The sequence below is a fragment of the Streptomyces sp. NPDC102514 genome, from assembly GCF_055584525.1.
This window is the reverse complement of record NZ_JBVJLW010000002.1, coordinates 333,964-359,253: the sequence shown is the minus strand read 5'-3', so window position 1 is coordinate 359,253 and position 25,290 is coordinate 333,964. Positions and strand designations below refer to the sequence as shown.

Here is a 25,290-nt window from a genome sequence, read left to right as displayed (position 1 = left end):
AGAGAGGGATGAGCGAGAGGTGAGCAGCCTGCGGGGCGGCTACTTGAAAAGGCCGTTGACCTTGTCGTTGACCGACTTCAGCGCGGCGGCGGGCTTCTCCCTGCCGAGGATCGCCGACTGGACGGCGTCCTGGACCAGGGGGTTGATCTCGGTGCCGTGCTCGGTGACCGGCAGCTGGAAGGTGCCGTCCTCGGTGGCCGCCACATCGGTGAAGGCGCTGACGTCGTGGCCCTTGGCCCGGTGCGCGGCGAGTGCCTTCGCGGTCGCGGACTTGAGCGCCGGGAAGACGACGGCCTTCTCGGCGACCAGGTTCTGGCAGTCGGGCGAGGCGAGGAACTTGACCCACTTCCACGCCTCGTCCGGGTGCTCGGTACCGGCGTAGATGGCGTCGGAGAGCCCGTTGATGGCGCTCTTGCGGCCCTCAGGGCCCGTCGGCAGCGGTGCGAAGGAGAACTTCTGCCCGGCCTTGGGGTCGGTGAAGGTGGAGATGGTCCAGGAACCGGAGACCATGATGGCGCCCTTGCCCGCGATGAGCAGTTCGGAGTTGGCGACGGACGACTGCTTGTCGAAGCGGGGTGAATACCCCTTGTCGATGAGGTGCTTGAACCAGGCGATGGTCTCGGCCAGCTTGGGGTCGTCGTAGTTGTAGTGGGTGCCCCACGGGTTCTTGTCGAGATAGGTGAAGCCGTTGGACACGGCCAGGTCTCCCCAGCCGTTCTGGCCCTGGGAGCCGTCGGCCCACTCGGGCAGGAACCCGTAGGTCTTCACATGGTTCTTGTCGAAGCCGGGGTCCAGTCCGTCGCGCCCCTCGGTGTCGACGGTGGCCTTGGCGATGGTCTCCTCGAACGTTCCGCCGTCGGTGGGGTTCCAGGTCAGTTCGCCCAGTTCGGCGGCGTCCACGCCCTGCTTCTCGAGCTGAGCGGTGTTGTAGGCCAGCGCCATGGTGTCCCAGTCCTTGGGCAGTCCGTAGCGCTTGCCGTCCTTGACCCAGGTGTCGGCGAGCCCCGACTGGTACGCGGACAGGTCCACCTTGTCGCGGTCCACCAGCGGTTGCAGGTCCAGGAGCTGGTTGCTGGTGGCGAACTGCGGATAGTAGGACGCCTGGTCCGTCCACACGTCCGGGGCTCCGCCGGAGGTGAGCTGGGTGGTGAGGTTCTGCCAGTACTGGGCCCACGCGGTCTGCGTGATCTTGACGGTGATGTCGGGGTTGGCCTTCTCGAAGGCGGTCGCACACTCCTGGTAGGCGGGCAGCTGCTTGTCGTCCCACAGCCAGTAGTCGAGGGTCGTCCTTCCGCCGGCGGCGTCGTCGCCGGAACCGCCGCAGGAGACGAGGGTGGTGGTGGCGGCCAGGCAGAGCAGGGCGGCGCCGAGGCGCAGGTGCTTGGAACTCATCGCGGGACCTCTTTGACGGGTACGGAAAGGGACGTCGACGGGACGGGGACGGGGCGAGTGGGTGTCATGTGCGGTCGGTGCGTGGGCGTCACTTGATGCCGGTGAAGTTGAGCGACTCCACCAGGCGTCGGCCGAGGACGATCAGCAGCACGAGGACGGGCAGGACGGAGAGCGCCGAGCCGGCCATCAGACCGGTCCAGTCGGGCTGCGCGTTGGGCGACTGCTGCTGGAAGATGCCGAGCGCCACGGTCAGGACGCGGGTCTCCTCCTCGCGGCCCGTCAGCAGCGGCCACAGGTAGTCCTTCCAGGACCAGACCGTGGTGGTGAGCCCGATGGTGATGAGCGGGCCGCGGCTCATCGGCATCACGATCCGCCAGAAGACCCCCCAGGAGCCGACGCCGTCCAAGGTGGCCGCCTCCTCCACGTCGCGGGGGATGGACAGGAAGAACTGCCGCAGGAAGAACACCGCGAACGGCGTCATGAGCACGCTCGGGGCGACCATCCCGGCGAAGGTGTTCAGCCAGCCGAGGTTCTTCACCAGGACGAAGTTGGGCAGCACGGTGAAGATCGGCGGCACCATCAGCGCGGCGATCAGCACCCCGAAGACCGCGTCCCGGCCGGGGAAGCGCAGCCGTGCGAAGGCATAGCCGGCCATCGCACAGAACAGCGTCTGCAGTACGGCGATCAGCCCGCTGTAGACGACGGAGTTGAGCAGATAGCGCAGGAAGTCCAGGTGCGCGCCCGAGCCGCCCGCCGCCTGCGCCTCGGCCTGGCTGGTCAGCCCGAGCACCCGCAGGAAATTGATCATCGTGGGGTGGTCGGGGACGAGACCGGTGGAGTCGGAGTAGATGTCGGCCGCCGGGGTCAGGGCGGTGCGGATCATCCAGTAGAACGGGAAGACGGTCACGAACAGGGCGACGCAGAGCAGCGTCCAGGCGGCGATCCGGCCGGGCGAGATCCTGCGCCGCGCGCCCTTGCGCGGAGCCGTGCCCGCGGCCTTGCCCGGGGCCGGAATCAGGGTCGGGGTCATGGTGTGCCTCCTCAGGCCAGGTCGGAGCGGGAGGCACGCAGCAGCCGCATCTGCACCGCGGTGAGCACGCCGAGGATCACCGCGAGCACCACGGCCACGGCGGAGGCGTAACCCATCCGGAAGTTCGTGAACGCCTGCTCGTAGATGTAGAAGTAGATGACCCGGGTCGCGCTGACCGGGCCGCCCTTGGTGGTCACCGCGACCGTGTCGAAGATCTGGAACGAGCCGATCAGCGACACCACCAGCACGAGGGCGAGGACGGGCCGCAGCAGCGGCAGCGTGATCCTGGTGAACATGCGCCACTCGCCGGCGCCGTCCAACGAGGCGCTCTCGTACAGGTGATGGGGGACCTGGAGCATCCCCGCGTAGAGCAGCAGGGCCGTGTAACCGCTGTACGCCCAGGTGTTGACCCCGGCCACGGTCGGCATCGCCCAGGTGGGCGAGGTGAAGAAGCCGGTGGCGCCGACGCCGAGGGCTTCGAGGAGGTGGTTGACGAAGCCGAGGTTGGCGTCGAGCATCCACATCCACAGCAGGCCGACGGTGACGTTGGGCACCAGCCAGGGCACCAGCAGGATCGCCCGCAGGGCCACCGACCGGGTCAGCCGGTGCATGAGCGTCGCGAGGAGCAGCCCCAGCACGGTCTGGGCGCCGATGTTGAGGACGACGTAGTAGCCGGTGACCTTGAGCGCGTTGAAGAACTGCTCGTCGCCGATGAGGTGCCGGTAGTTGTCCACTCCGGCGAAGGCCGGATCGGTGAGCAGGTTGTAGTCGGTGAGCGAGTAGTAGATGCCGCGCAGGGTCGGATACGCGTAGAACAGCGCGAACCCGGTCAGTGCGGGCGCCAGGAACAGCCAGGCGGCCTTGCGGTCGTCGCGCTTTTGGCGTGCTCCGCCCTTCGTACGGGCCGTACCCGAACCGTCCGGATCGGCACCGGCGCTCTTCTGCGGCGGCGCAACTGCGGTGTCGGCGCCCATGGTTCCCCTTCGAAGAGATCTGCGCCGCACCTCTTGTCAGTTCGGCACCGTGGTCACATATTGATGAGCAACAGCGAAAGTTTGTCAATGCTGACTCATAAAGAATCCGGCGGCATGTCCCCACCCGGTCACCACCCGATACCGGAGGTCGATCCCGTGCGCACCTTCGCGCAGCGACGCGGCAGAAATGTCGTGGCCGCGCTCTGTTCCACCGCTCTGGCCCTCGCTCTGGCGGCCCTCCCGAGCGGTTCCTACGCGGCTCCCGCCGACCCGTCGGCGACTGTCCCCGCGACCCCCTCGACGGCCACCGCGGCCTCCGCGGCCACCGCGCAAGGGGCCCCGGCCCGCCCGTCCCCGGGCCCGGCGCCCGACCCCTCGCTCACGGCCCACGCCCTCACCCGCGCCGACGCGCCGCTGGACAACCCGCTCAAGGGTTTCGCCCGCTTCTACCAGCCGGGCGGCAACCAGAACACCGGCTATCCGCACTCACTGACCTGGAGCTACTTCGGACTCTCCGAGGTCATGAACGACTCCTCGGACTGCGGGCACTACGACTGGGACGTCCTGGACGACGCGCTCGGCGAAACCGCCTCCTACGGCAACCAGGCCGCCGTGCGCTTCTACATCGAGTACCCGGGCGGTTCGGGCACCCATCCGGCGAACGCCGTCCCGCCGTGCTTCGCCGGGCACGTCGCCAACCGCACCAACGCGTACTGGAACACCACCAGCCCCGACTACGACAGCGCCTATCTGCTGGACGCGCTCAAGGACTTCATCGCCGCGTTCGGCGCCCGCTACGACAACGACCCGCGGATCGGGTTCATCCACCTGGGTCTTGTCGGCCTCTGGGGCGAGTGGCACACCTGGCCGTACGACACCGACACCTCGGGCGACTCGTACCCGAACCTCATGCCCACGGACGCGCACGGCGCCGAGCTCATCCGCGCGTACGCCGCCGCCTTCACCCGCACCAAACTGGAGGTCCGGTACCCGGAGTCCGGGGGCGCCGCGGCCAACAGCCTGCCCACCGTGGGCTATCACGACGACTCCTTCTGCTTCCGCGAGGGCTCGCCGCCGGCCGGTGTCACCCTGCCCGTCTCGATGGGCGGCGCGTCCTACTCCCAGCTGCAGAAGGCCCTCGACCAGGGCGTGGAGAACCGGTGGACCACGGCCTCCATGGGCGGCGAGGTACGCCCCGAGATCCAGTCCACCGCCTTCGACAACTGGCCCGGCGGTTCCGGCGCCGTCGACGACATGAAGGCGTGCCTGGAGCTGGACCACACCACCTGGAAGATCAACGAGGGAAGCGCCGGCTACGACCCCGGCAACGCCAAGGTGGGCGCCGCCGTCCGGCAGATGGGCTACGACCTCACCGCCGACCACGCCTACTTCCAGGACACCGCGCAGGGCACCACCAAGGTGGGTGTGCGGCTCACCAACAACGGGGTGGCGCCGTTCTACTACCCCTGGACGGTCAGCCTCGGCCTCAAGGACGCGTCCGGCAACGTCGTGAAGAGCTGGGCGACACCCTGGGACCTGCGCAAGGTCATGCCCGTGAAGATCCGCGCCTTCCCCGACTGGGGCGTGGGCGCCGACCCCACCCACCTCGACTACGGCCACCCCCAGTACTTCGACACGTCCGTCGACCTCTCCGGTGTCACGGCCGGCTCCTACCAGCTGGTGATGAAGGCCAGGAACCCCCTGGAGGACGTGAGCGCGAGCGCCAAGAAGCTGCGCTTCGCCAACACCGGCCAGAACGCCGACGGCTGGCTCGGTCTGGGCGCCATGACGGTGGGCTCCGCAAGCGGCACCCCGCGCAGCTACGAGGCGGAGGCATCCGGAAACACCCTCACGGGCACGGCCCGGACGGCCGACTGCACCGGCTGCTCCGGCGGCTCGAAGGTCGGGTACGTCGGCAACGGCGCCGCCCTCACCTTCAACGACGTCGACGGAGGCAGCGGCGGCACCAGGACGGTCACCGTCCACTACGCGAGCGCGGAGTCCCGCTCGGCCACCGTGCAGGCCGGCGGGGGTACGCCGAAGACCGTCTCCTTCCCGCCGACGGCGGACTGGGCCACCACCGGGGCGAGCACGGTGACCCTGGACCTGAACGCCGGGACGGGCAACCGCATAACCGTCGCCAACGGTTCGGGCTGGGCACCCGACATCGACCGCATCACCGTGAGCTGACGGTCCCGTACCGCCGGTGCCGGCCGAAGCCCGCGTGCTTCGGCCGGCACCTCACGTACCGCCGTCTTTCACACAGACGCCACGCGCCCCTTCCCTGACGTTTGTTGCTCTTGGAACACTCCGATAGCGCAGGTTCCGGCATGCGCAGGTCCGTCCGTCAGTCGCCCCCGTACACGTCAGGACGAGAGGTCACCCAGTCATGACCGAAGTGAATCGGCGCCGTTTCCTGCAGCTCGCGGGCGGTACCGCGGCGTTCACCGCGCTGTCGGAGAGCATCGCCAAGGCCGCCTCGATCCCCGCGGGCTACCACCGCGGCACCATCGAGGATGTCGAGCACGTGGTCGTCCTCATGCAGGAGAACCGTTCCTTCGATCACTACTTCGGTGCGCTCAGGGGTGTCCGCGGTTTCGGCGACCCGCACCCGGTCGCGCTCGACAACGGTAAGTCCGTCTGGCACCAGTCCGACGGCACGAAGGACCTCCTGCCCTTCCACCCGGAGGCCGACGACCTCGGTATGCAGTTCCTTGAGGGCCTGCCGCACAGCTGGCCCGACGGGCACGCCGCCTACAACGGGGGCAAGTACGACAAGTGGGTCCCCGCGAAGGGCGCCACGACCATGGCGTACCTGACCCGCGAGGACATCCCGTTCCACTACGCGCTCGCCGACACCTTCACGGTCTGCGACGCGTACCACTGCTCGTTCATCGGCTCCACCGACCCGAACCGCTACTACATGTGGACGGGCTTCACCGGCAACGACGGCAAGGGCGGCGGCCCGGTCCTCGGCAACGACGAGCTGGGCTACGACTGGACGACCTACCCCGAGCGCCTGGAGGAGGCCGGGATCTCCTGGAAGGTCTACCAGGACATCGGCAACGGCCTCGACGCGGCCGGCTCCTGGGGCTGGATCTCGGACGCCTACCGCGGCAACTACGGCGACAACTCGCTCCTCTACTTCAACAAGTACCGCAACGCCAAGGCCGGCGACCCGCTCTACGACAAGGCCCGCACCGGCACCGACGCCCGCAAGGGCGAGGGCTACTTCGACCGGCTGCGCGCCGACGTCGTGGGCGGCACGCTGCCGCAGGTCTCCTGGATCGCCGCCCCCGAGGCGTTCTCCGAGCACTCCAACTGGCCCTCCAACTACGGCGCCTGGTACATCTCCCAGGTCCTGGAGGCACTCACCGCCGACCCGAAGGTCTGGGCGAAGACGGCCCTGTTCATCACGTACGACGAGAACGACGGCTTCTTCGACCACCTCGTGCCGCCGCTGCCGCCGCGCTCCGCCGACCAGGGCAAGTCCACCGTCGACGTCGGCCCGGACCTCTTCGCGGGCAGCTCGAAGTACGTCGCGGGACCCTACGGCCTCGGCCCGCGCGTACCCATGCTCGTCGTCTCGCCCTGGAGCAAGGGCGGTTACGTCTGCTCCGAGACCCTCGACCACACCTCGATCGTCCGCTTCCTGGAGCGCCGCTTCGGGGTCGAGGAGCCCAACATCTCGCCCTGGCGCCGGGCCGTCTGCGGCGACCTGACCGCCGCGTTCGACTTCTCCCGCAAGGACAGCAAGCCGGCCCGCCTCCCGGACACCGACGCGTACGAGCCGCAGGACAAGGACCGGCACCCGGACTACAGGCCCACCCCGCCCGCCGACCCGAAGCTGCCCCGGCAGGAGCGCGGTCTGCGGCTCGCCCGCCCCCTGCGGTACGCGCCCTGGATCGACGGCTCGGCGGACGCGAAGGCCGGGAAGTTCACGCTGGCCTTCGCCTCGGGCAAGAAGGCCGGCGCCTCCTTCCACGTGACCTCCGGGAACCGCACCGACGGCCCCTGGACGTACACCACCGAGGCGGGCAAGAGCGTCTCGGACACCTGGAACTCCGCGTACTCGAACGGCTCGTACGACCTGACCGTCCACGGGCCCAACGGTTTCGTCCGCGTCTTCAAGGGGCCCGGCACGACCGCCGGACCCGAGGTCACCGCCCGCCACGACGGCGACGACATCGAGCTGACCCTCACCAACAAGGGCGCCCGCACGGTGACCCTGAAGCTCACCGACGGCTACGGCGGCAGGCCCAGGTCGTTCAAGGTGCGGCACGGCGCGACCGTGAAGCACACCGTGGACCTGCGGGAGAGCAGGCGCTGGTACGACCTCACCGTCGTCTCCGACGCGGACGCCTCGTTCCTGCGCCGGTTCGCCGGGCACGTCGAGAACGGCCGGGTGGGCGTCAGCGACCCGGCGATCGCGTCGGCCTAGGCGGCACATCGGCTGTTCTGGCCCCGTCTGGTCCCGCAGGGCCGTATTGGTCACGCGGGACCGGACTGGTCATGTACCTGCGGGGTCGGGATAGTGTGCCCCGGTGACCACGCATTCGAACACAGTTGCAGGCTGGTATCCGGATCCGCAGGGTGCGCCCCAGACCCTGCGGTACTGGGACGGAACCCAGTGGACCGAGCACACCAACCAGAACCAGGGGCAGGCGCAGCAGCCGCCGGCGGGCGCCGACCCGCGCGTCCAGAAGCAGGTGCATCAGCAGGCCGGTGTCGCGCCGAACGCGGCCGGCGCCGGCACCCTGTTCACCGAGCCGGTCCTGGTGGTGAACCAGAAGGCCAAGCTGATCGAGCTGACCAACGAGTACAAGGTCATGGACCAGCAGGGCAACCAGCTCGGCTCGGTCGTACAGGTCGGCCAGAGCGCGCTGAAGAAGGTGCTGCGCTTCGTCTCCAGCCTCGACCAGTTCATGACGCACAAGCTGGAGATCCGTGACGCGTACGGCCGGCCGCAGTTGCTGCTGACCCGGCCGCGCAAGTTCCTGAAGTCCCGGGTGCTCGTGGCGCGTGCGGACGGTACGCCGGTCGGCGAGATCGCCCAGCAGAACATGTTCGGGAAGATCAACTTCGCGATCAAGGTCGACGGGCAGCAGATCGGCGCGATCAAGGCCGAGAACTGGCGTGCGTGGAACTTCGCGATCGTCGACCACTCCGACACCGAGGTCGCCCGGATCACCAAGACCTGGGAAGGCCTCGCGAAGACGATGTTCACCACTGCGGACAACTACGTCCTGCAGATCCACTTCCAGCTGCCCGAGCCGCTGCTGAGCCTCGTGATAGCGACGGCGCTGACGGTCGACACGGCGCTCAAGCAGGACTCGCGCGGGTTCGGGTGACCGCCGGTCCGGACCGGTTAACGGACGAAGGGCGACCGCGGACATCCGTGGTCGCCCTTCCTGTGTCCGCTGCCCGCGCGCGGGGCGTCACAGCGAGGTGAGATGCCCCGGCTTCGGCTGCCGAGGCAGCATCGAGGGTTCGTACGCGGCCGAGTCGGGCTCCAGCGCGAGGACCGCCGCCACCGGATGCTGTTCCTCCTCCTCTGCCTCCACCACCACCGTCGGAGGCACCGGCACCGGGTCCCGAGTGGAACGCGACAGCGTCACCACACCCCAGGCCGCGACCGCGGCACCGGCCCCCGCGAGGAGCAGCCCCGCCGCCCCGCCCTGCAACTGCTCGCCGAGCAGCGTCAGGCCGATGACCACGGCGGCGATCGGATTGGCGAGCGTCACCACGGCCAGCGGTGCGCCGAGCCCGCCCTTGTAGGCGGTCTGCGACAGCAGCAGGCCGCCCGCGGCGAAGGCCGCGACCAGCAGGGCCACCACGATCACCTGCCCGCTGAACAGCGGACCCGTGCGGTCGGTGGCGGCGACGGTGACGGTCTGGGTGAGCGCCGAGGCGACGCCCGAGGCGAAGCCGGACGCGGACGCGTGCCGGAGCCCGGGGCGGGCGCCCGGCCGGGCCAGGACGCCGATGACGGTAGCGGTGGCACCCGTCACGGCCAGCGCCTGCGGAAGGCTCAGCACGTCGTCGGGCGCGGGCCCGGACGCCGTCACGAGCACCGCGGAGAGCCCGATCAGCGTCAGCGCCGTACCGCGCCACTCGACCGGGGTGACCCGCCGGCCCGCCAGCCGCGCGCCCAGCGGCACCGCGGCGACGAGCGTGAGCGCGCCGAGCGGCTGGACGAGGGTGAGCGTTCCGTACTTCAGGGCGGCCACGTGCAGGAGCGCGGCCCCGGCGTTGAGACCGACCGACCACCACCACGCACCGCGGCCCAGCAGACGCAGTACGCCGGAGTCCGTGCTCCGGGCGGCCAGCCTCTCCTGTGCCACCGCGGCGCCCGCGTAGGCGACGGCGGAGAACAGCGACAGGACGACGGCGAGAAGGGTCGCGCTCATCGCCGCGCTCCCACGAGCGCGGGCGCTTCCGGTACGCCGCCGGGGGCGTCCTGCCCACCGGCCGCATGCGGTACGGGCCTGCCGGCGTCCCCTGTGTCCTCGGCGCCCTCGGCCGCCGGGCCGGACCCGGCGGCGGCCGGTGCCCTGCGGGGCGGGCGGACGATGGCGAGGACGATCCCGAGGAGGGCGGCGGCCACGATCGCGTCCAGCCAGTAGTGGTTCGCCGTCCCGACGATCACCAGCAGGGTCAGCAGCGGGTGCAGCAGCCACAGCCACCGCCACCGGGAGCGGGTCGCGGCGATCAGGCCGATCGCGACCATCAGGGCCCAGCCGAAGTGCAGCGACGGCATCGCCGCGAACTGGTTCGAGAGGGAGTCGGTCTCGGGGGAGGCGCCGTACACCGTGGGCCCGTACACCTGGCCGGTGTCCACGAGGCCCGTCGCGGCGAGCATCCGCGGCGGTGCGAGCGGGAATGTGAGATGCACCACCAGCGCCGCGGCGGTGACCGCGGCGAGGACCCGGCGGGCCCACGTGTAGTGCCCCGGACGGCGCAGATACAGCCACACCAGGAAGGCCGCCGTGGCGGGGAAGTGCACTGTCGCGTAATAGGTGTTGACGAGGTGGACGAGCGTGTCGCCGTGCAGTACGGCGGACTGCACGGAGCCCTCGCCGGGCAGGTGGAGGAACCGTTCGAGGTCCCACACGCGGTGGGCGTTGCCGAAGGCCTCGGCGGTGTGGCCGGTGGCCAGCTGACGGCCGAGTTTGTAGACGAGGAAGAGCCCCGCGACGAGCAGGACCTCACGGACAAGGGGTGGCCGCGATATCGCGGCGGATCCCTTCTGTGCAGGCTCGGTTGGGAGTTCCATCCCCCGGCCCCTTTGCTTGACGGTCTCAACGATGCTGATGCGTGGTGAGCCCAGGAGGGGATCCACTCGACACAGGGGTGGGTCCTGTCCAAGGCTCATCGATACGCCAGTGTACCGATACGAAGTCGTTCCGGTACACTGGCGTATCGATAGGCTGCCGGGACGGGCCCGGGGACGAGCGAGGAGAAGAGCCATGACGTCGCAGGCAGCGGAGGGACCGGAGACGGTCGCCGCCTCGCGCCGCTCCAAGATCACGCCGGAGCGTGAGCAGGAGTTCTTCGACGCCGTTCTCGACCAGGTCCGCGAATGCGGCTACGACGCGCTGACCATGGAAGGCGTGGCCGCCAGCACCCGGTGCAGCAAGTCCACGCTCTACCGCCAGTGGAAGACGAAGCCGCAGTTCGTGGCCGCCGCGCTGCGCGCCAACCACTGCCCCAAGTTCATCGGGATCGACACCGGCTCGCTCGCCGGTGACCTGCGCGCCGTCGCCCGTACGGCGGGCGAGCGGTCCGACGAGGACACCCGGCTCATGCAGGCGCTCGGCCAGTCCGTGATGCAGGACCAGGAACTGAAGCGCGCGCTGCGCGACGCCCTCGTCGAACCCGAACTGGACGCGCTGCGGGCCATGATCGGGCGCGCGGTCGAGCGGGGAGAGGTCACCGCCGACCATCCGGTGCTGGAGTTCGTGCCCGCGCAGCTGCTCGGTGTGCTCCGGGTCAGGCCCATCCTCGAAGGGCGGCCCGCGGACGCGGAGTATCTGCTGCGCTATGTGGAGGTGGCCCTGCTGCCCGCCCTGGGGCTCGCCGACCCCCTTAGAACTCAGGCCGCCGTCCAAGGGATGACTGGACGGTGACCTGATCGCGCCGCACCGTGGGGACGGGGGCGGCGCGCACCCCCCGGCCGGGTGGGGTTCCTCTTGAGCGGAGAGGCGCTCCACCCGGCCGACCGGTTCCCCGGGGCGTGCCCGGGGTGACGTCCTAGACGTCCTGGCCGTTGCCGCCGCCGCCCGCGGACTCCTTGATGCCCTTGGTGATGTCGTCGATCACGGACTGCTTGGGCGCGTCGGAGCCGACGTCGATGCCGAAGCGCACGACGACGAGCTGCTTGGCGTTGGCGGGCGCCGGGAAGACCAGCGACTCGACGTAGCCGTCGGCGCCCTTGCTGGTGATGACCTTCCAGCGGACCGCGTAGCCCTTCTGCCCCGCCACGGTGACGGCCTTCGAGGAGAGCTCCTCGTGCGAGGTGATCTTGCCGTAGCTCTTGCCGCCGTAGGACTCCTCGGCGTTCTTGGAGATGTCCTCCTTGGCCGCGGCCTCCACGGTGGTGGCCTTGAGCTCCAGGGCGAGCGCGGGGGCGGAGTAGGCGCCGCCGCGCGTGCAGGTGGCCGAGGTGTCGCCCGGGCACTTGTAGGAGTCCTTGGACGTCACCTGGGCGCCCACCTGGATGGTCGAACCGCTCCAGTCGTCGGGCACGGGGAGGCTGATGCCGTTGACCGGGTCGGCGGCGAAGCCGTCCTCGGACTGCTGCGGCTGCGGGACCCCGCTCTCGCCGCCGTCCTGGCCGCCGGGACCGCCCTGGCCACCGCCGTCCTGGCCCTGCGGACCGCCCGGCAGCGTCGGCGTGGGCCGGGCGCTGCTCTGCTCGGGGTTGTCCGTACCGTCGTCCGCGGTGAGCGCGTACACACCGCCGCCGATGCCCGCGAGCACCGCTATGGCGGCGGCCACGGCTATCGCCGTACGCACCCGGCGCCGGGGCCCGCCCGGCTTCGCGCCCCCGTACGGGGTGCCCGGCGGGTACGCCGGAGGACCCCATGCGGCGGCCGACTCCGCGGGGCGGGTCTGGTCCGTCCATGTACTGCCGTCCCACCAGCGTTGCGTGGCGGGACCGTCACTTGTCTGCCCGGGGTCGGGATACCAGCCGGGGGGAGTCGCCTGCGTCATGGCCCCACCGTATGAGGTGCGGGTGAAAGCCGTATGAGAGGACCCCGTTTCAGGTCACTCCAGCACCAGGCGCACCGGCTGTTCCGCGTCCCCGCGGAGCCGCGGAAAGCCGTTCCGCCCGGGGGTGAGCGAGCCGAGTACGCCGGCGTGCCGGGCGCCGGTGCTCCGCGGATCGGTGCCCGGCAGCCCGTGCGCCGTCAGGAACCCCAGCACGGCGAAGGCGTACGCCTCCTTGGCCGCCGCGGGCAGACCGAGACCGTCGGAGAGGCGGAGCGGCACTCCCGCCAGTTCCTCGCCCAGCATCGCCATGAGGACGGGATTGCGGGTCCCGCCACCCGACACGATCACCTCGGTGGCGTGGGGGGACCCGGCGCGCGGCGACCCGGGGGAGTGGGCGGACCCGGTGGTGTCCAGGCCGTGGACGGCGTCCGCCACCGTCCGGGCGGTGAGCCGGGTGAGGGTCGCGATCACGTCCTCGTCGGCTGGCGTCACGCCCTCCGCGGTCGAGGCGACGTCCGCGAGCGCCGCGAGCAGATAGCCCTCGTGGAACAGCTCCTTGCCGGTCGTCTTCGGCGCGGGCCGCGCGTAGTACGGCTCGTCGAGCAGACGCCGCAGCAGCGGCTCGTGCACGGTGCCGCGGGCCGCCAGCGCCCCGTCGGCGTCGAAGGCGCGGCCGGTGGAACGACGTACCGCCGCGTCGATCAGTGCGCCCGCGGGGCCCGTGTCGAACGCGGTGCCGTCGGGCGCGGTGAGGTTGGCGATGCCGCCGAGGTTCAGCGCGACCGGCGTGCCCGGCCTGCCGCGCAGCCACATGAGGTCGACCAGGCTCACCAGTGGCGCGCCCTGACCGCCCGCGGCGATGTCGCGCGGCCGGAAGTCGGCCACCACGGGGAGCCCGGTCGCCTCCGCGATCCAGGCGGGCTGCCCGATCTGAAGGGTGCCCCGCACCTGGCCCCCGTCGGTCCAGTGGAAGACGGTCTGGCCGTGCGAGGCGATCAACTCGGCCCGCCCGTCGCACAGTTCGTGCTGGGCGCGGACCGCCGCGGCGGCGAAGGCCTGCCCGATGAGGGTGTCCAGCCGGCACACCTCGGCGAGGGTGGTGGCCGCCGGGGGCAGCGCCGCCGCGAGGGCTTCGCGCAGACCGGGCTCGTACGCCCCCGTCACCGTCCCCAGCGGCGTCAGCACCAGGTCCGGCCCGTCGAGGCGCAGGTCGGCCGCCGCCGCGTCGATGGCGTCGTACGACGTGCCGGACATCAGACCGATCACCCGCACCTGCTCAACTTCCCTTCTCCGCCTGCTTCTTCTGTTCCCGTACGTGCTCGGCCCCGGCGCCTGTCCTCGACTCACGGAGTGTCAGAAGGGCCAGTGCGCTCACCGCACAGGTGGCCGCCGCGTAGTACGCCGGGATGTCCACGCTGCCCGTCCGCTCGATCGTCTCCGTGATGATGAGCCCCGCACACCCGGAGAAGACGGCATTGGACAGGGCGTAGGCGAGTCCCAGGCCCGTGTACCGCACGCTCGTCGGGAACATCTCCGAGAGCATCGCCGGGCCGGGGCCCGCCATCAGACCCACGATCGCCCCCGCGACGAACACGGCGGCACCCTTGAGCGCGCTCGAAGTGCCGCCGTCCTGGAGGAGGTTGAGCAGCGGGACCGCCAGCACGGTGACCAGCAGCGCGCCCGTGAGCATCACCGGCCGCCGGCCGATCCGGTCGCTCAGCAGTCCCGCCGGGAGGATCGTCGCCGCGAAGCCGAGGTTGGCCAGGACCGTGGCGACCAGCGCCTGCTGGAAGGTGGCGTTCAGTGAGCTCTGCAGATAGGAGGGGAGCACGACGAGGAAGGTGTAACCGGCGGCTGCCCAGCCCATGACACGCCCGGCGCCCAGCGCGATCGCCTTCGCCACCTCACGCGCCGGGGGTGCCATCAGGGCTTGGTGTGCCTGGACGGCCTGAAAAGAGGGTGTCTCGTCGAGGCGCAGGCGCAGCCACAGCGCCCCCAGCCCCATCGGCAGTGTCAGCAGGAACGGCAGCCGCCAGCCCCAGGAGTTCAGCTGTGCCCCGGTGAGCAGGGTCGCGAGGAGCGCCGCGGCCCCCGCCCCGCCCAGCAGTCCCAGCGCCACCGTGAACGACTGCCACGCCCCGTACAGCCCCCGTCCGCCCGGCGGCGCGAACTCCGTCATCACCGACACGGCCCCGCCGAACTCCCCACCCGCGGACAGCCCTTGGACCACCCGGAGGAGGGTGAGCAGCCAGGGGGCGAGGGCACCCACCGTGGCGTACGTGGGCAGCACGCCGATCAAGGTCGTGGCGGCCGTCATGAGGACGACGACCAGGATCAGCACGGGCCGGCGGCCGACGCGGTCGCCCAGGCGGCCGAAGAGCGCCGCGCCGACGGGCCGGAAGAAGAATGCGAGCGCGAACGACGCATAAGTCCTGACCAGGGCCTCGGCCTCCGAACCGCCCTCCGGGGTGAAGAACCGGGCCGCGACGACCGTCGCGAAATAGCCGTAGACACCGAACTCGTACCACTCGATGAAGTTGCCGACCGACCCTGCGACCAGCGCTCTTCGGGAACGCTCCGGCCGGTCGGTCCGCAGGCCGGAGCCGTGCGCCGGGGCATCCATACCGTTCCTCCCGCACTGGGGCGTGCCGACGATGCTGAAAGTCAGCTTCAGTTTGCGGTCGCTGACAGTCAATGACCTTCCCCCGCGCCGGTCGGCCGACAGGTTCGCCGACTCCTGTCCCCGGCCGTCACCCATGACGGCAACAGGTGTTCCGACCGGACTCCATCGCGCCTTCCGGAGGACTAGGCTCGAAGTCTGTACGTCGTTGGGCCGACCTGGGGAGGTAGCGGGATGACGGAGGTACGGCCGGGTGCGGCCGCCTCGGCACCGCTCTGGGAGCGCGACGCGGAACTCGCCGCGGTCACGGAGGCCGTCGACGCCCTGTGCGCCGGATCCGCCGCCGGCAGCCTGCTGGTGTTCACGGGTGAGGCGGGCATCGGCAAGACCGCATTGCTCAACCAGGTCCGCGCCCTCGCGGAGAGCCGCTGCACGGTGTGGTCGGCCCGCGGCGGCGAGACCATCACGTCCGTTCCCTTCAACGTCGTCCGGCAGCTGCTCCAGCCCGCGCTCGTCGCACTGATGCCGGACGAGGCGCGCGAGTACTTCGGCGACTGGTACGACATCGCCGGACCCGCACTGGGCATAGCCGAACCCGGCGCACGCCAGGCGGACCCGCAGGGTGTGTGCGACGGACTGGTCGCCGCCGTGCGCAGGCTCGCCCGGCGCGAATGGCCCCTGGTGCTGATCGTCGACGACGCCCACTGGGCCGACCAGGAGAGCCTGCACTGGCTGGCGGCCTTCGCCGAGCGCCTCGACGATCTGCCCGTCCTCGTCGTGGTGGCCCGCCGCCCCGGCGACGCCACCGGCGAGAGCGCCCGCCACCTCGACACCCTCGGCGCGCTGTCCCGCCCCATGCCCAGTCTGCGCGCACTCACCCCGGAGGCCACGGCCGGACTCACCCGCGCCACGCTCGGCGCGCACGCCGACGCCGCGTTCTGCCGCGAGGTCTGGGCGGTCACCGCCGGGAACCCCTACGAAAGCGTGGAACTGCTCGCCAAGGTCCAGGACAGCGAACTGGAACCCGTGGAGGACTCGGCCGCCGAACTGCGCGCGCTGAACCGCGCGGCGCGCGGTCGCGGACTCGTCGACCGGCTGGAGGGGCTCGGCGTCGACGCCACGAAGTTCGCCTGGGCGGCAGCCATCCTCGGCACACAGATCTCCGTGGACCTCGCGGCCGAACTGGCCGGAATGCAGCGGGAGGACGCCGAGCGCTGTGCCGTACGGCTGAGCGTGGCCCGCATCCTCACCGAAGCCGACCGGAGCCCCGGCCAACTGGACGACGGAGAGCTGGAGTTCGTCCATCCGCTCATCGCCACCGCCGTCTACCGCTCGATCCCGGACGCATTGCGCACCGCGATGCACGGCGTGGCCGCCGCGGTCGTCACCGCGTCGGGCCTCGGCGCCGCCGCGGCCTCCCGCCACCTCCTGGAGGTCCACCCGGACGACGACCCCGAACTCGTCGAGCAGATGCGGGAGGCCGCCAGTGAACACCTCGCCGTCGGCGCCCCGGACGCGGCCCGCCGGTGCCTGGAGCGCGCCCTCCTGGAACCGCCGCTCCCGGAGGTCCACGCGCGCGTGCTCTACGAACTGGGCTGCGCCACACTCCTGACCTCGCCCGCCACCACCATCGGCCATCTGCGCCAGGCACTCACGGTGCACGGCCTGGAGGCGGAGGTGCGGGTCGACGCCGTCTGCCGGCTGTCCTCGGCGCTCGTCCACAACGACCAGCTGGAGGAGGCCGTCGCGGTCGTCGACGCGGAGGCCGAACGGCTCGAACCAGGTCCCGCGCGGATGCGGCTGCAGGGCGTGCACTACATGTGGGAAGGCATCCACGCCGGCGAGGAGGACGCGCCCGGCCGCTCCCGCCGGCTGGCCCAGCTCGCCAAACCGCTCACCGGCCGCGACAACTCCGAGCGCGCCGTACTCATCCTGCGGGCCTTCGACGCCATGACCCGCGGGGAGAACGCGGAAGAGGTCGCCGAACTCTGCGACCGCTCGCTCGTCAACGGCCGCCTCGCGCCCGGCCTCGGCTGGACCGACACCGAGTGGAGCTTCGAGCTCCTCATGATGCTGGGCATCTCCTACACGTACGCGGACCGGCTCGACCGTGCCGAGAGCCTCTTCACGGAGGCCCGGCGGTCGTACGAGTCCGCCGGCTGGAGCGGTGGCCATCTGGCCCTCTCCCACGCCTTCGGCGGATACGTGCTCCGCAGGCGGGGACGCCTCAAGGAAGCGGACGAGTCCCTGCGCGAGGCGCTGCGGCTCGCGGACCGGGTGGGCCGCGGGCTGCCCATGCACTGGTCCGCGGCCTGCATGCTCATCGACACGCTGCTCGCCCGCGGGCATGTCGGCGAGGCCGAGGAGATCGCCGAACGGTACTCCTTCGAGCCGCCGCACCCGTCCACGATCGTCCTGCCGGACACCCACTCGATACGGGGTCGGCTGCTCATCGCCACCGGTCGTGTCGAGGAGGGCGTGAACGAGCTGGAGACCGCCGAGAAGATGTCCGAGGCCCGCGGTGGTCACAACACGGTGATGGCTCCCTGGGCGGGCGACCTCGCCCGGACCCTCGCCGTCGAGGACCCGCGCCGCGCGGCGGAGGTGGCCGCGGACGCCCGCGTCCAGGCCGAGCGCTTCGGCACCGACACGGCCATCGGTGAGGCCCTGCGCTGCGCCGCCGCGCTGGAGACCGGGCAGCGGTCGGTCGCGCTGTACGCCCAGGCGGTCACGTACCTCGAAGCGTCGCCGTGCGCGTACGAGCACGCCGCGGCCCGCGTCGAATACGGCATCGCGTCCCGCTCCCGCACCGAAATCACGAAGGCCCTGACCCTGGCCGAATCCTGCGGAGCGGACGGCTTGGTAACCCGAGCCCGCGACGCCCTGACCGCATCCCCATGAGCAGCAAGGCCGGCTAAGGGGCGCGGGGAACGGCGCGGCCAGCCCCCACGTACCCGCAGACCGTATGCGGCGCGTCGGGGCAGGTCCCGTCCGGCTTTCGGCTGCGGCCGAGTGGGGGCGGGCCGCGCAGTTCCCCGCGCCCCTATCGGGGCTGCCGCCCCGCAGGCACGGCGGGCCCCGTAAGGGGCGCGAGGAACGGCGCGCTCAGCCCCCGCGGACCCGCACCCGGCGTGCATGGCGGGCCCCCCGTCAGGGGCGCGGGGAACGGCGCGGCCAGCCCCCACGTACCCGCAGACCGTATGCGGCGCGCCGGGGCAGGTCCCGTCGGGTTTTTGGCTGCGGCCGGGTGGGGGCGGGCCGCGCAGTTCCCCGCGCCCCTATCGGGGCTGCCGCCCCGCGGGCATGGCGCGCCCCTGACGGGGCTGTCGGTCAACCCTCCTCGGAGAGGACCCGCTGGGCCACAGCGAACGCCGAGTTCGCCGCAGGCACCCCGCAGTACACCGCCGTCTGCAACAACACCGCCCCGATCTCCTCCGGCGTCAGCCCGTTGCGCCGAGCCGCCCGCACATGCATCGCCAACTCGTCGTAGTGCCCGTGCGCGACGAGCGCGGTCAGAGTGATCATGCTGCGCTCGCGCCGCGACAGCGTCTCGTCGGTCCACACCTCACCCCACGCGTACCGCGAGATGAAGTCCTGGAACCGCGCCGTGAACGCCGACTGCCGCGCCTGTGCCCGGTCCACGTGCTCGTCACCGAGCACCTGCCGCCGCACCGCCATCCCCCGCCCCGCGTCACCATCGAGGTGCGCGCGCAACGCGGTGAGCACGGCCTCCGGCCGCTCCGCGGGCGCGAGATGTGACGCACCAGGGACTTCCACGAGCCCGGCCCCCGGCACCGCGTCAGCGATCTCCCGCAGATGCGCGGGCGGCGTCGCCGGATCCTCGCGCCCGGCGACGAGCAGTGTCGGCGCACCGATCCGGGACAGCCGATCACGGAGGTCGAACGCCGCCAGCGCGTCACAGCACGCCGCGTACCCGTCCGGATCGGCCGTCCGATGGTCCTCGACCAGCTCGGGGACGGTGAACCCGGGTGTGAACCAGCGGGCGTCCGCGCCGGCCGCCAGCCCGGCCAGCCCCTCGGCCCGTACGAGCGCGGCCCGTTCCTCCCACGGCCTCGAACCGTTGAAGTGCGCCGAGGAACAGATCACGGCGAGCTTGTCCACCCGCTCGGGGTGGTGCACCGCGAGATGCAGCCCCACCGCACCACCGAGCGAGACCCCGGCGTACGAGAACCGGTCGATGCCCAGTGAGTCGGCGAGCGCCAGCACCAGCGCGGCGAGGTCGCCGACGGTCGCCCCCGGACCGATCAGCGACGCGGACGAACCGCCGTGCCCCGGCAGATCCCAGCGCACCACCCGATGGGCGACGGAGAGTTCGGGCGCGACCTTGTCCCAGAGGGCCAACGAGGTGCCGAGGGAGGGGCCGAGGAGCAGCGGGGGAGCGGAGACGGCTCCTTCGACGCGATGGTTCAGCAACGTGCCCTCCGGCGACGGCGAGGTGTCTTGGTCGGTCCGACTGGTCAACGTCGCTCCAGAGCACGATCGGTGAGGGCTCCCGCGGAACCCGTGTACTGGGTGGGGTCGGTGAGCGCCACCAGGTCGAGTTCCTTCAACTCGGGTTCCTCCGAGAGGAGTTCCACGAGCGGCCGACCCTCCGCGGTGGCCCGCCGAGCCACCCGGGTGAGCACTTCCCTGGCGCGGGCGCGCCCGAGCACGGGCGCGAGTTCGGCCGACAGTCGCTCGGAGACGATCAGCCCGTGCGTGAGGTCCAGGTGGGCGCGCATCGCGTCCGCGTGGACCCGCAGTCCCTCGGCCAGTTCGGCCGCGTCCCGGGCCGCCCCGCCCACCAGGCGGAGCAGGTCCCGCAGCGGCTCCCACTCGGCGTGCCAGGCACCGGCGGGCCGTTCGTCCTCGGCCGCCATGCCCCCGTACAGCGTCGCCGCGAGCTGCGGCGCCCGGCGGGCCGCCGCCGCGATGAGTGTGGCACGCACCGGATTCGCCTTGTGCGGCATGGCGGAGGATCCGCCGCCCGTGCCCTCGCTCAGTTCGCGGATCTCCGTACGGGAGAGGGTGAGTACGTCCGTGGCGGTCTTGCCGAGGGTGCCCGCGGTGAAGGCGAGAGCGCCCGCGAGGTCGGCGACCGGTGTCCGGAGGGTGTGCCACGGCAACTCCGGCGCCAAAAGGCCCAGTTCACGGGCGTACGCCTCCACGAGCGCACCCGGGTCCGTGGCTCCGTACACGGCGAAGGCAGCCAACGTGCCCGCCGCGCCGCCGAGTTGCACCGGCAGCCCGTCCCGTACGAGCCGGACGCGGTCCCGGGCGTCCAGTACCAGCGACCGCCACCCCGCCGCCTTCAGCCCGAAGGTGGTGGGGACGGCGTGCTGGGTGAGGGTGCGCCCCGGCATCACCGTGTCCCGGTGCTCGCGCGCGAGACGGGCCAGCGCGCGCTCCGTACGGGCGAGGTCGGCGAGGACCACGTCGAGCGTCCTTACGGCGACCAGCATCGTGGCCGTGTCCATGATGTCCTGGCTGGTCGCGCCCCGGTGGACGTAGGGGGAGTGCTCGTCGCCGACCGTCGCGCCCAGGTCGGCGACCAGCGGGATCACCGGGTTGCCGCCGGCCCGAGCGCGCAGCGCGAGCGCGTGGACGTCGAAACGCGCCGCGTCGGCCGCGGCGGTGACGGCGTCGGCCGCGGCGGCCGGGGCGAGGCCGAGCGAAGCCTGAGCCCGGGTGAGGGCCGCCTCCGCGTCGAGCAGCGCCCGCAGGAAAGCCGCGTCACCCGTCGAGACCTCGGCAGCCGACCCGACCCGCCCGGGCGCGAGAAGTCCCACGTCGAGGCAGCCGGATGCGACAGGCCCGACGGGCCGCCCAGACTGACCGGGTTCTTCAGGTTCGACCACTGTCACTGAAACTCCAGGAAGACCGTTTCGCCTTCGCCCTGAAGACGGATGTCGAAACGGTACGCCCCCTTCGCACCCTTCATCCCGTTCGCCTCCTCGGTCGCGACCAGCGTGGCGCGCCGTTCGGCCGGCAGCGAGTCGAGCAGCGGGTCAGGTCCTTCGGCGAGGTAGGCGCGCGTGAAGAGGTGGTGCGTCAGCCCGCGCGCGAACACGCACACGCTGATGTACGGCAGCCCGGAGTTGCCCGGCGGCAGGGTGTGGAGCGCGTAGTGCCCGTCGGCGTCCGTGGGCACCCGCCCGTACCCCGTGAAGTCGACGCCGTTGCGGCCGAGGAAACCGCCGGTCGACGGATCGCGGCGCATGGAGCCCGGGGCGCCCGTCAGTGAGCCGTCGGGCGCGGCCTGCCAGAAGTCGAGCAGCGCGTCGGGGACCGGCCTGCCCGCGCCGTCGTACACGTGACCGTGCAGGCTGATCGCGTCCGGGTGGCCCTGGGGGGCGATGCGGGCGCCGTCGGGGAAGGGGAGCGCGTGCCCGTAGAACGGGCCGATGGTGTGGGACGGGGTGGGGAGCAGTCGCTCGGCCATGCTCAACGGCCTTCCTCGATCCAGGTGGCGGACGGACCGTCGAGGACGATGTCCCAGGCGTAGCCCATCGAGAACTCGGGCTTCGACAGGTCGTGGTCGTAGGTGGCCACCAGCCGCTCGCGGGCCGCCCTGTCCGTCACCGACTGGAGGATCGGGTCGTACCGGAACAGCGGGTCGCTCGGGAAGTACATCTGGGTCACGAGCCGCTGGGTGAACGCCGTCCCGAAGACGGAGAAGTGGATGTGCGCGGGCCGCCACGCGTTGGTGTGGTTGCCCCAGGGGTAGGGGCCCGGCTTGATCGTGGTGAACGAGTACCGGCCCTGATCGTCCGTCAGGGTTCGTCCCACACCGGTGAAGTGGGGGTCGAGCGGCGCCGGGTGCTGCTCGCGCAGATGGGCGTACCGGCCGGCGGCGTTGGCCTGCCATATCTCGACGAGCTGGCCGCGCACGGGGCGGCCGTCGCGGTCGAGCAGCCGCCCCGAGACGGTCATCCGCTCACCGATGGGCTCGCCCCGGTGATGGATCGTCAGATCGCTGTCGTGGTCGGTTATGTCGGTGACGCCGAACACCGGCCCCGACAGCTCGACGATCTCCGGATCGCCCCCGCTCACGGCGACCAGCGGCTGCTTCGGATGACGCAACAGGGAGCTGCGGTACGGGGCGTAGTCGCGCCGCGGGTGGTGGAGGACCGGGGCGCCACCGGCGACCGCCTTGTCGTACGCGTCCTGCTGGTCCTTGATCTCTATGTCGATGTCCGACTGGGTGAGAGCCATGAGAGGTGGGTTCCTAACGCTCCAGTACGAGGGCGAGGCCCTGGCCGACGCCGATGCAGAGGGTGGCGACGCCGACTCCCGAGCCCTTGCGGGCCAGTTGGTGGGCGACGGTCCCGGCGAGACGGGCACCGGAGGCGCCGAGGGGGTGGCCCAGGGCGATGGCCCCGCCCTGCGGGTTGAGGACGGCCGGGTCGAACTCGGGCCACTCGGCGACACAGCCGAGGACCTGCGCGGCGAAGGCCTCGTTGAGTTCGAGAGTTGACAGGTCGTCAAATGTCCTGCCCGCCTTGGCGAGCGCGCGGTTGACGGCCTCCACCGGCGCGAGACCGAAGTAGTCGGGGTCGAGCGCGGAGACGCCGGACGCGGACACCCGGGCGAGGGGTTCGCGACCGGTGGCGGCGAGCCCCTCCTCGTCGACGAGCAGCAGGGCGGCGGCCCCGTCGTTGAGCGGCGAGGCGTTGCCCGCGGTGACCGTACCGCCGTCGGGGCGGAACGACGGCTTGAGGCGGGCCATCGCGGCGAGGGAGGCGTCGGCGCGTACACATTCGTCGGCGGCGAAGGCCAGTGGGTCGCCCTTGCGCTGCGGGATGGACACCGGCGCGATCTCGCCGTCGAACAGACCCGCGGCCTGGGCGGCGGCAGCCTTGCGGTGACTGGCGAGGGCGAACTCGTCCTGCTGCTCACGGCTGATCTTGTGCTTGTCGGCGATGAGTTCGGCGGACTCGCCGAGCGGGATGGTCCACTGCGGGTCCATCCTCGGGTTGACCATGCGCCAGCCGAGCGTCGTGGAGTACAGCTCGGTGTGCCCGGCGGGGAAGGGCCGGTCGCTCTTCGGCAGGACATAGGGGGCGCGGGTCATCGACTCGACACCGCCGGCGAGGGCGATCGAGGCGTCGCCGAGCGCGATGGCACGGGCGGCCTGGATGACGGCCTCAAGGCCGGAGGCGCACAGCCGGTTGACGCTCACGCCCGGCACGGACGTGGGCAGACCGGCGAGCAGAGAGGCCATGCGGGCGACGTTGCGGTTCTCCTCGCCTGCGCCGTTCGCGTTGCCGAAGTACACGTCGTCGATCCGGGCGGGGTCCAGGTCCGGTGTACGGGCGAGGAGTTCACGCAGGGCATGGGCGGCCAGGTCGTCCGGGCGGACGGCGGCGAGGCTTCCGTTGTACTTGCCGAACGGGGTACGGACGGCGTCGACGATGTAGACGTCCTTCACGGCTGCTTCTCCTCGGTGAGCTTCTCGACGAGCTCTTCGGCGATACGAACCTTGGCGGCAGTCTTCGCCACGACCTCATCGACCGTGACACCGGGCGCCGTCTCGACGAGTACCAGGCCCTCGTCCGTGACGTCCAGGACACCCAGGTCGGTGATGACGCGATTGACACAGGCTTTGCCGGTCAGCGGCAGCGTGCACGTGTCGAGGACCTTCGGCGACCCGTCCTTGGCGGTGTGGGTCATCACCACGATCACCGTCCGGGCGCCGTGCACCAGGTCCATGGCCCCGCCGATTCCGGTGATCATCTTGCCGGGCACGGCCCAGTTCGCCAGGTCGCCGCCCGCGGAGACCTGCATCGCGCCGAGGACCGCGACATCGATGTGCCCGCCGCGGATCATCCCGAACGACAGCGCCGAGTCGAAGTAGGAGGCGCCGGGCAGGACCGTGACGGTCTCCTTGCCCGCGTTGATCAGGTCCGGGTCGACCTGCTCCTCGGTCGGGTACGGGCCGGTGCCCAGGATGCCGTTCTCCGACTCCAGGATCACCTCCACGTCCGGCGGGAGGTAGTTGGGGATCAGCGTAGGCAGCCCGATGCCGAGATTCACGTACTGGCCGTCCCGCAGTTCGCGCGCGGCCCGCGCGGCCATCTGTTCACGCGTCCAGGCCATCAGCCGCCCACCGTCCCTCGTGCCGCGGGCGCGGAGACCGTCCGCTGTTCGATCTTCTTGTCCGCGGCCTGCGCCGGGGTGAGCGCGACGACCCGCTGCACGAAGATGCCCGGCAGATGCACCGCGTCCGGGTCGATCTCGCCGGGCTCCACCAGCTCCTCCACCTCGGCGATCGTCACGCGCCCGGCCATCGCGGCGAGGGGGTTGAAGTTGCGGGAGGACTTGTTGAAGACGAGGTTCCCGTGCCGGTCGCCCTTGGCGGCCCGCACCAGCGCGAAGTCGGTACGGATGCCGCGCTCCAGCACGTACGGGGTGCCGTCGAAGTCCCTTACCTCCTTCGGCGGGGAGGCCAGCGCGACGCCGCCCTCGCCGTCGTAGCGCCAGGGCAGTCCGCCGTCGGCGACCTGCGTGCCGACACCTGCCGGAGTGTAGAACGCGGGAATCCCGGCGCCGCCGGCCCGCAGCCGCTCGGCCAGGGTGCCCTGCGGGATCATCTCGACCTCCAGCTCCCCGCCCAGGTACTGCCGCGCGAACTCCTTGTTCGCCCCGATGTACGAGCCGGTGACGCGGGCGATGCGGCCCGCCGCCAGGAGGACCGCCAGGCCGGACTCCATAGCCCCGCAGTTGTTGGACACCACGCCCAGGCCGGTGACACCGCGCTCGTACAGCGCCTGGATCGTCACGTTCGGCACACCGCTGAGGCCGAAACCGCCGACGGCGAGTGTCGCGCCGTCGGGTACGTCGGCCACAGCCCCGGCGGCTGTGGAGACCACCTTGTCCATCTGCGAAGCCCCATCTCTCCCGAGCGTCCCGCAGCCCCGATTAGTCAGGGCACTGAGTATTTCTACGAGGTTTCGAACACGCTGCCATCGCGGCCGTCAACCGTCAAGACCCCCCAGTGCACGCGCGCTGAGAGTCTGCCTGCGGAAAAGAGACAGCCGAGGGTCGGCCCGCTATTG

At 71.3% G+C, this 25,290-nt stretch carries 20 protein-coding genes; 5 read left to right on the top strand and 15 right to left on the bottom strand.

The genetic code is table 11. The annotated features are described in order from the left end of the window. Positions 1–39: 39 nt before the first annotated feature. The 3 genes from ACZ60E_RS06590 to ACZ60E_RS06580 all read right to left on the bottom strand — a co-directional run bounded on the left by ACZ60E_RS06590 (position 40) and on the right by ACZ60E_RS06580 (position 3,396). Positions 40–1,392, bottom strand: coding sequence for an ABC transporter substrate-binding protein (locus ACZ60E_RS06590; RefSeq protein WP_469438790.1), 1,353 nt, complete (start codon positions 1,390–1,392; stop codon positions 40–42). 88 nt (positions 1,393–1,480) lie between these two features. Continuing rightward, on the bottom strand, positions 1,481–2,422 hold the full coding sequence (locus tag ACZ60E_RS06585) for a carbohydrate ABC transporter permease (protein ID WP_384807233.1): 942 nt from the start codon (positions 2,420–2,422) through the stop codon (positions 1,481–1,483). A gap of 11 nt (positions 2,423–2,433) precedes the next feature. Beyond that, a complete protein-coding gene (locus tag ACZ60E_RS06580) occupies positions 2,434–3,396 on the bottom strand; it encodes a carbohydrate ABC transporter permease (protein ID WP_469438789.1) in 963 nt (320 codons plus the stop codon). A 114-nt stretch (positions 3,397–3,510) separates the two neighbouring features. Here ACZ60E_RS06580 and ACZ60E_RS06575 point away from each other — a divergent pair, with 114 nt between their 5' ends. From ACZ60E_RS06575 to ACZ60E_RS06565, 3 genes are all read left to right on the top strand, one after another. Then, positions 3,511–5,586 (top strand): carbohydrate-binding protein, encoded by a 2,076-nt coding sequence (locus ACZ60E_RS06575; protein ID WP_469438788.1) that lies wholly within the window; start codon positions 3,511–3,513, stop codon positions 5,584–5,586. A gap of 199 nt (positions 5,587–5,785) precedes the next feature. Beyond that, positions 5,786–7,837 (top strand): phosphocholine-specific phospholipase C, encoded by a 2,052-nt coding sequence (locus ACZ60E_RS06570; protein ID WP_469438787.1) that lies wholly within the window; start codon positions 5,786–5,788, stop codon positions 7,835–7,837. 103 nt (positions 7,838–7,940) lie between these two features. Then, positions 7,941–8,747, top strand: coding sequence for an LURP-one-related family protein (locus ACZ60E_RS06565; protein ID WP_469438786.1), 807 nt, complete (start codon positions 7,941–7,943; stop codon positions 8,745–8,747). Positions 8,748–8,834: 87 nt separating this feature from the next. Here the strand turns inward: ACZ60E_RS06565 and ACZ60E_RS06560 are convergent, their stop codons facing one another. After that, positions 8,835–9,806: a DMT family transporter gene (locus tag ACZ60E_RS06560; RefSeq protein ID WP_384807242.1), complete on the bottom strand. Its 972-nt coding sequence runs from the start codon at positions 9,804–9,806 to the stop codon at positions 8,835–8,837. Beyond that, entirely contained in the window at positions 9,803–10,672 is an 870-nt protein-coding gene (locus tag ACZ60E_RS06555; RefSeq protein ID WP_469438785.1) for a phosphatase PAP2 family protein, read from the bottom strand. The genes ACZ60E_RS06560 and ACZ60E_RS06555 overlap by 4 nt, the downstream gene beginning before the upstream one ends. Before the next feature lie 193 nt (positions 10,673–10,865). Here ACZ60E_RS06555 and ACZ60E_RS06550 point away from each other — a divergent pair, with 193 nt between their 5' ends. Then, entirely contained in the window at positions 10,866–11,525 is a 660-nt protein-coding gene (locus tag ACZ60E_RS06550; protein WP_469438784.1) for a TetR/AcrR family transcriptional regulator, read from the top strand. Between the two features lie 124 nt (positions 11,526–11,649). Here the strand turns inward: ACZ60E_RS06550 and ACZ60E_RS06545 are convergent, their stop codons facing one another. From ACZ60E_RS06545 to ACZ60E_RS06535, 3 genes are read right to left on the bottom strand one after another with little or no spacing between them, the layout of a single operon-like run. Then, on the bottom strand, positions 11,650–12,612 hold the full coding sequence (locus tag ACZ60E_RS06545; RefSeq protein WP_469438783.1) for a DUF2510 domain-containing protein: 963 nt from the start codon (positions 12,610–12,612) through the stop codon (positions 11,650–11,652). 54 nt (positions 12,613–12,666) lie between these two features. Beyond that, a complete protein-coding gene (locus ACZ60E_RS06540) occupies positions 12,667–13,884 on the bottom strand; it encodes an anhydro-N-acetylmuramic acid kinase (RefSeq protein ID WP_469438782.1) in 1,218 nt (405 codons plus the stop codon). 4 nt (positions 13,885–13,888) lie between these two features. Further along, a complete protein-coding gene (locus ACZ60E_RS06535) occupies positions 13,889–15,235 on the bottom strand; it encodes an MFS transporter (RefSeq protein WP_469438781.1) in 1,347 nt (448 codons plus the stop codon). A 231-nt stretch (positions 15,236–15,466) separates the two neighbouring features. Here ACZ60E_RS06535 and ACZ60E_RS06530 point away from each other — a divergent pair, with 231 nt between their 5' ends. Then, on the top strand, positions 15,467–18,133 hold the full coding sequence (locus tag ACZ60E_RS06530) for an ATP-binding protein (RefSeq protein ID WP_469438780.1): 2,667 nt from the start codon (positions 15,467–15,469) through the stop codon (positions 18,131–18,133). A 429-nt stretch (positions 18,134–18,562) separates the two neighbouring features. Here ACZ60E_RS06530 and pcaDC read toward each other — a convergent pair whose 3' ends face one another. From pcaDC to ACZ60E_RS06495, 7 genes are all read right to left on the bottom strand, one after another. Further along, entirely contained in the window at positions 18,563–19,714 is a 1,152-nt protein-coding gene (pcaDC, locus tag ACZ60E_RS06525) for a bifunctional 3-oxoadipate enol-lactonase/4-carboxymuconolactone decarboxylase PcaDC (protein ID WP_469438779.1), read from the bottom strand. After that, on the bottom strand, positions 19,711–21,021 hold the full coding sequence (gene pcaB / locus ACZ60E_RS06520; RefSeq protein ID WP_469438778.1) for a 3-carboxy-cis,cis-muconate cycloisomerase: 1,311 nt from the start codon (positions 21,019–21,021) through the stop codon (positions 19,711–19,713). The genes pcaDC and pcaB overlap by 4 nt, the downstream gene beginning before the upstream one ends. A 71-nt stretch (positions 21,022–21,092) precedes the next feature. After that, a complete protein-coding gene (gene pcaG / locus ACZ60E_RS06515; protein ID WP_469438777.1) occupies positions 21,093–21,674 on the bottom strand; it encodes a protocatechuate 3,4-dioxygenase subunit alpha in 582 nt (193 codons plus the stop codon). 2 nt (positions 21,675–21,676) lie between these two features. After that, positions 21,677–22,447: a protocatechuate 3,4-dioxygenase subunit beta gene (pcaH, locus tag ACZ60E_RS06510; RefSeq protein WP_469438776.1), complete on the bottom strand. Its 771-nt coding sequence runs from the start codon at positions 22,445–22,447 to the stop codon at positions 21,677–21,679. A gap of 13 nt (positions 22,448–22,460) precedes the next feature. Continuing rightward, a complete protein-coding gene (locus ACZ60E_RS06505) occupies positions 22,461–23,663 on the bottom strand; it encodes a thiolase family protein (protein ID WP_469438775.1) in 1,203 nt (400 codons plus the stop codon). After that, positions 23,660–24,331, bottom strand: a complete 672-nt coding sequence (locus ACZ60E_RS06500; RefSeq protein ID WP_384808716.1) for a CoA transferase subunit B — start codon at positions 24,329–24,331, stop codon at positions 23,660–23,662. The genes ACZ60E_RS06505 and ACZ60E_RS06500 overlap by 4 nt, the downstream gene beginning before the upstream one ends. Beyond that, a complete protein-coding gene (locus ACZ60E_RS06495; RefSeq protein WP_384808714.1) occupies positions 24,331–25,113 on the bottom strand; it encodes a CoA transferase subunit A in 783 nt (260 codons plus the stop codon). Before ACZ60E_RS06495 ends, ACZ60E_RS06500 begins: the two co-directional genes overlap by 1 nt. Positions 25,114–25,290: the final 177 nt, after the last annotated feature.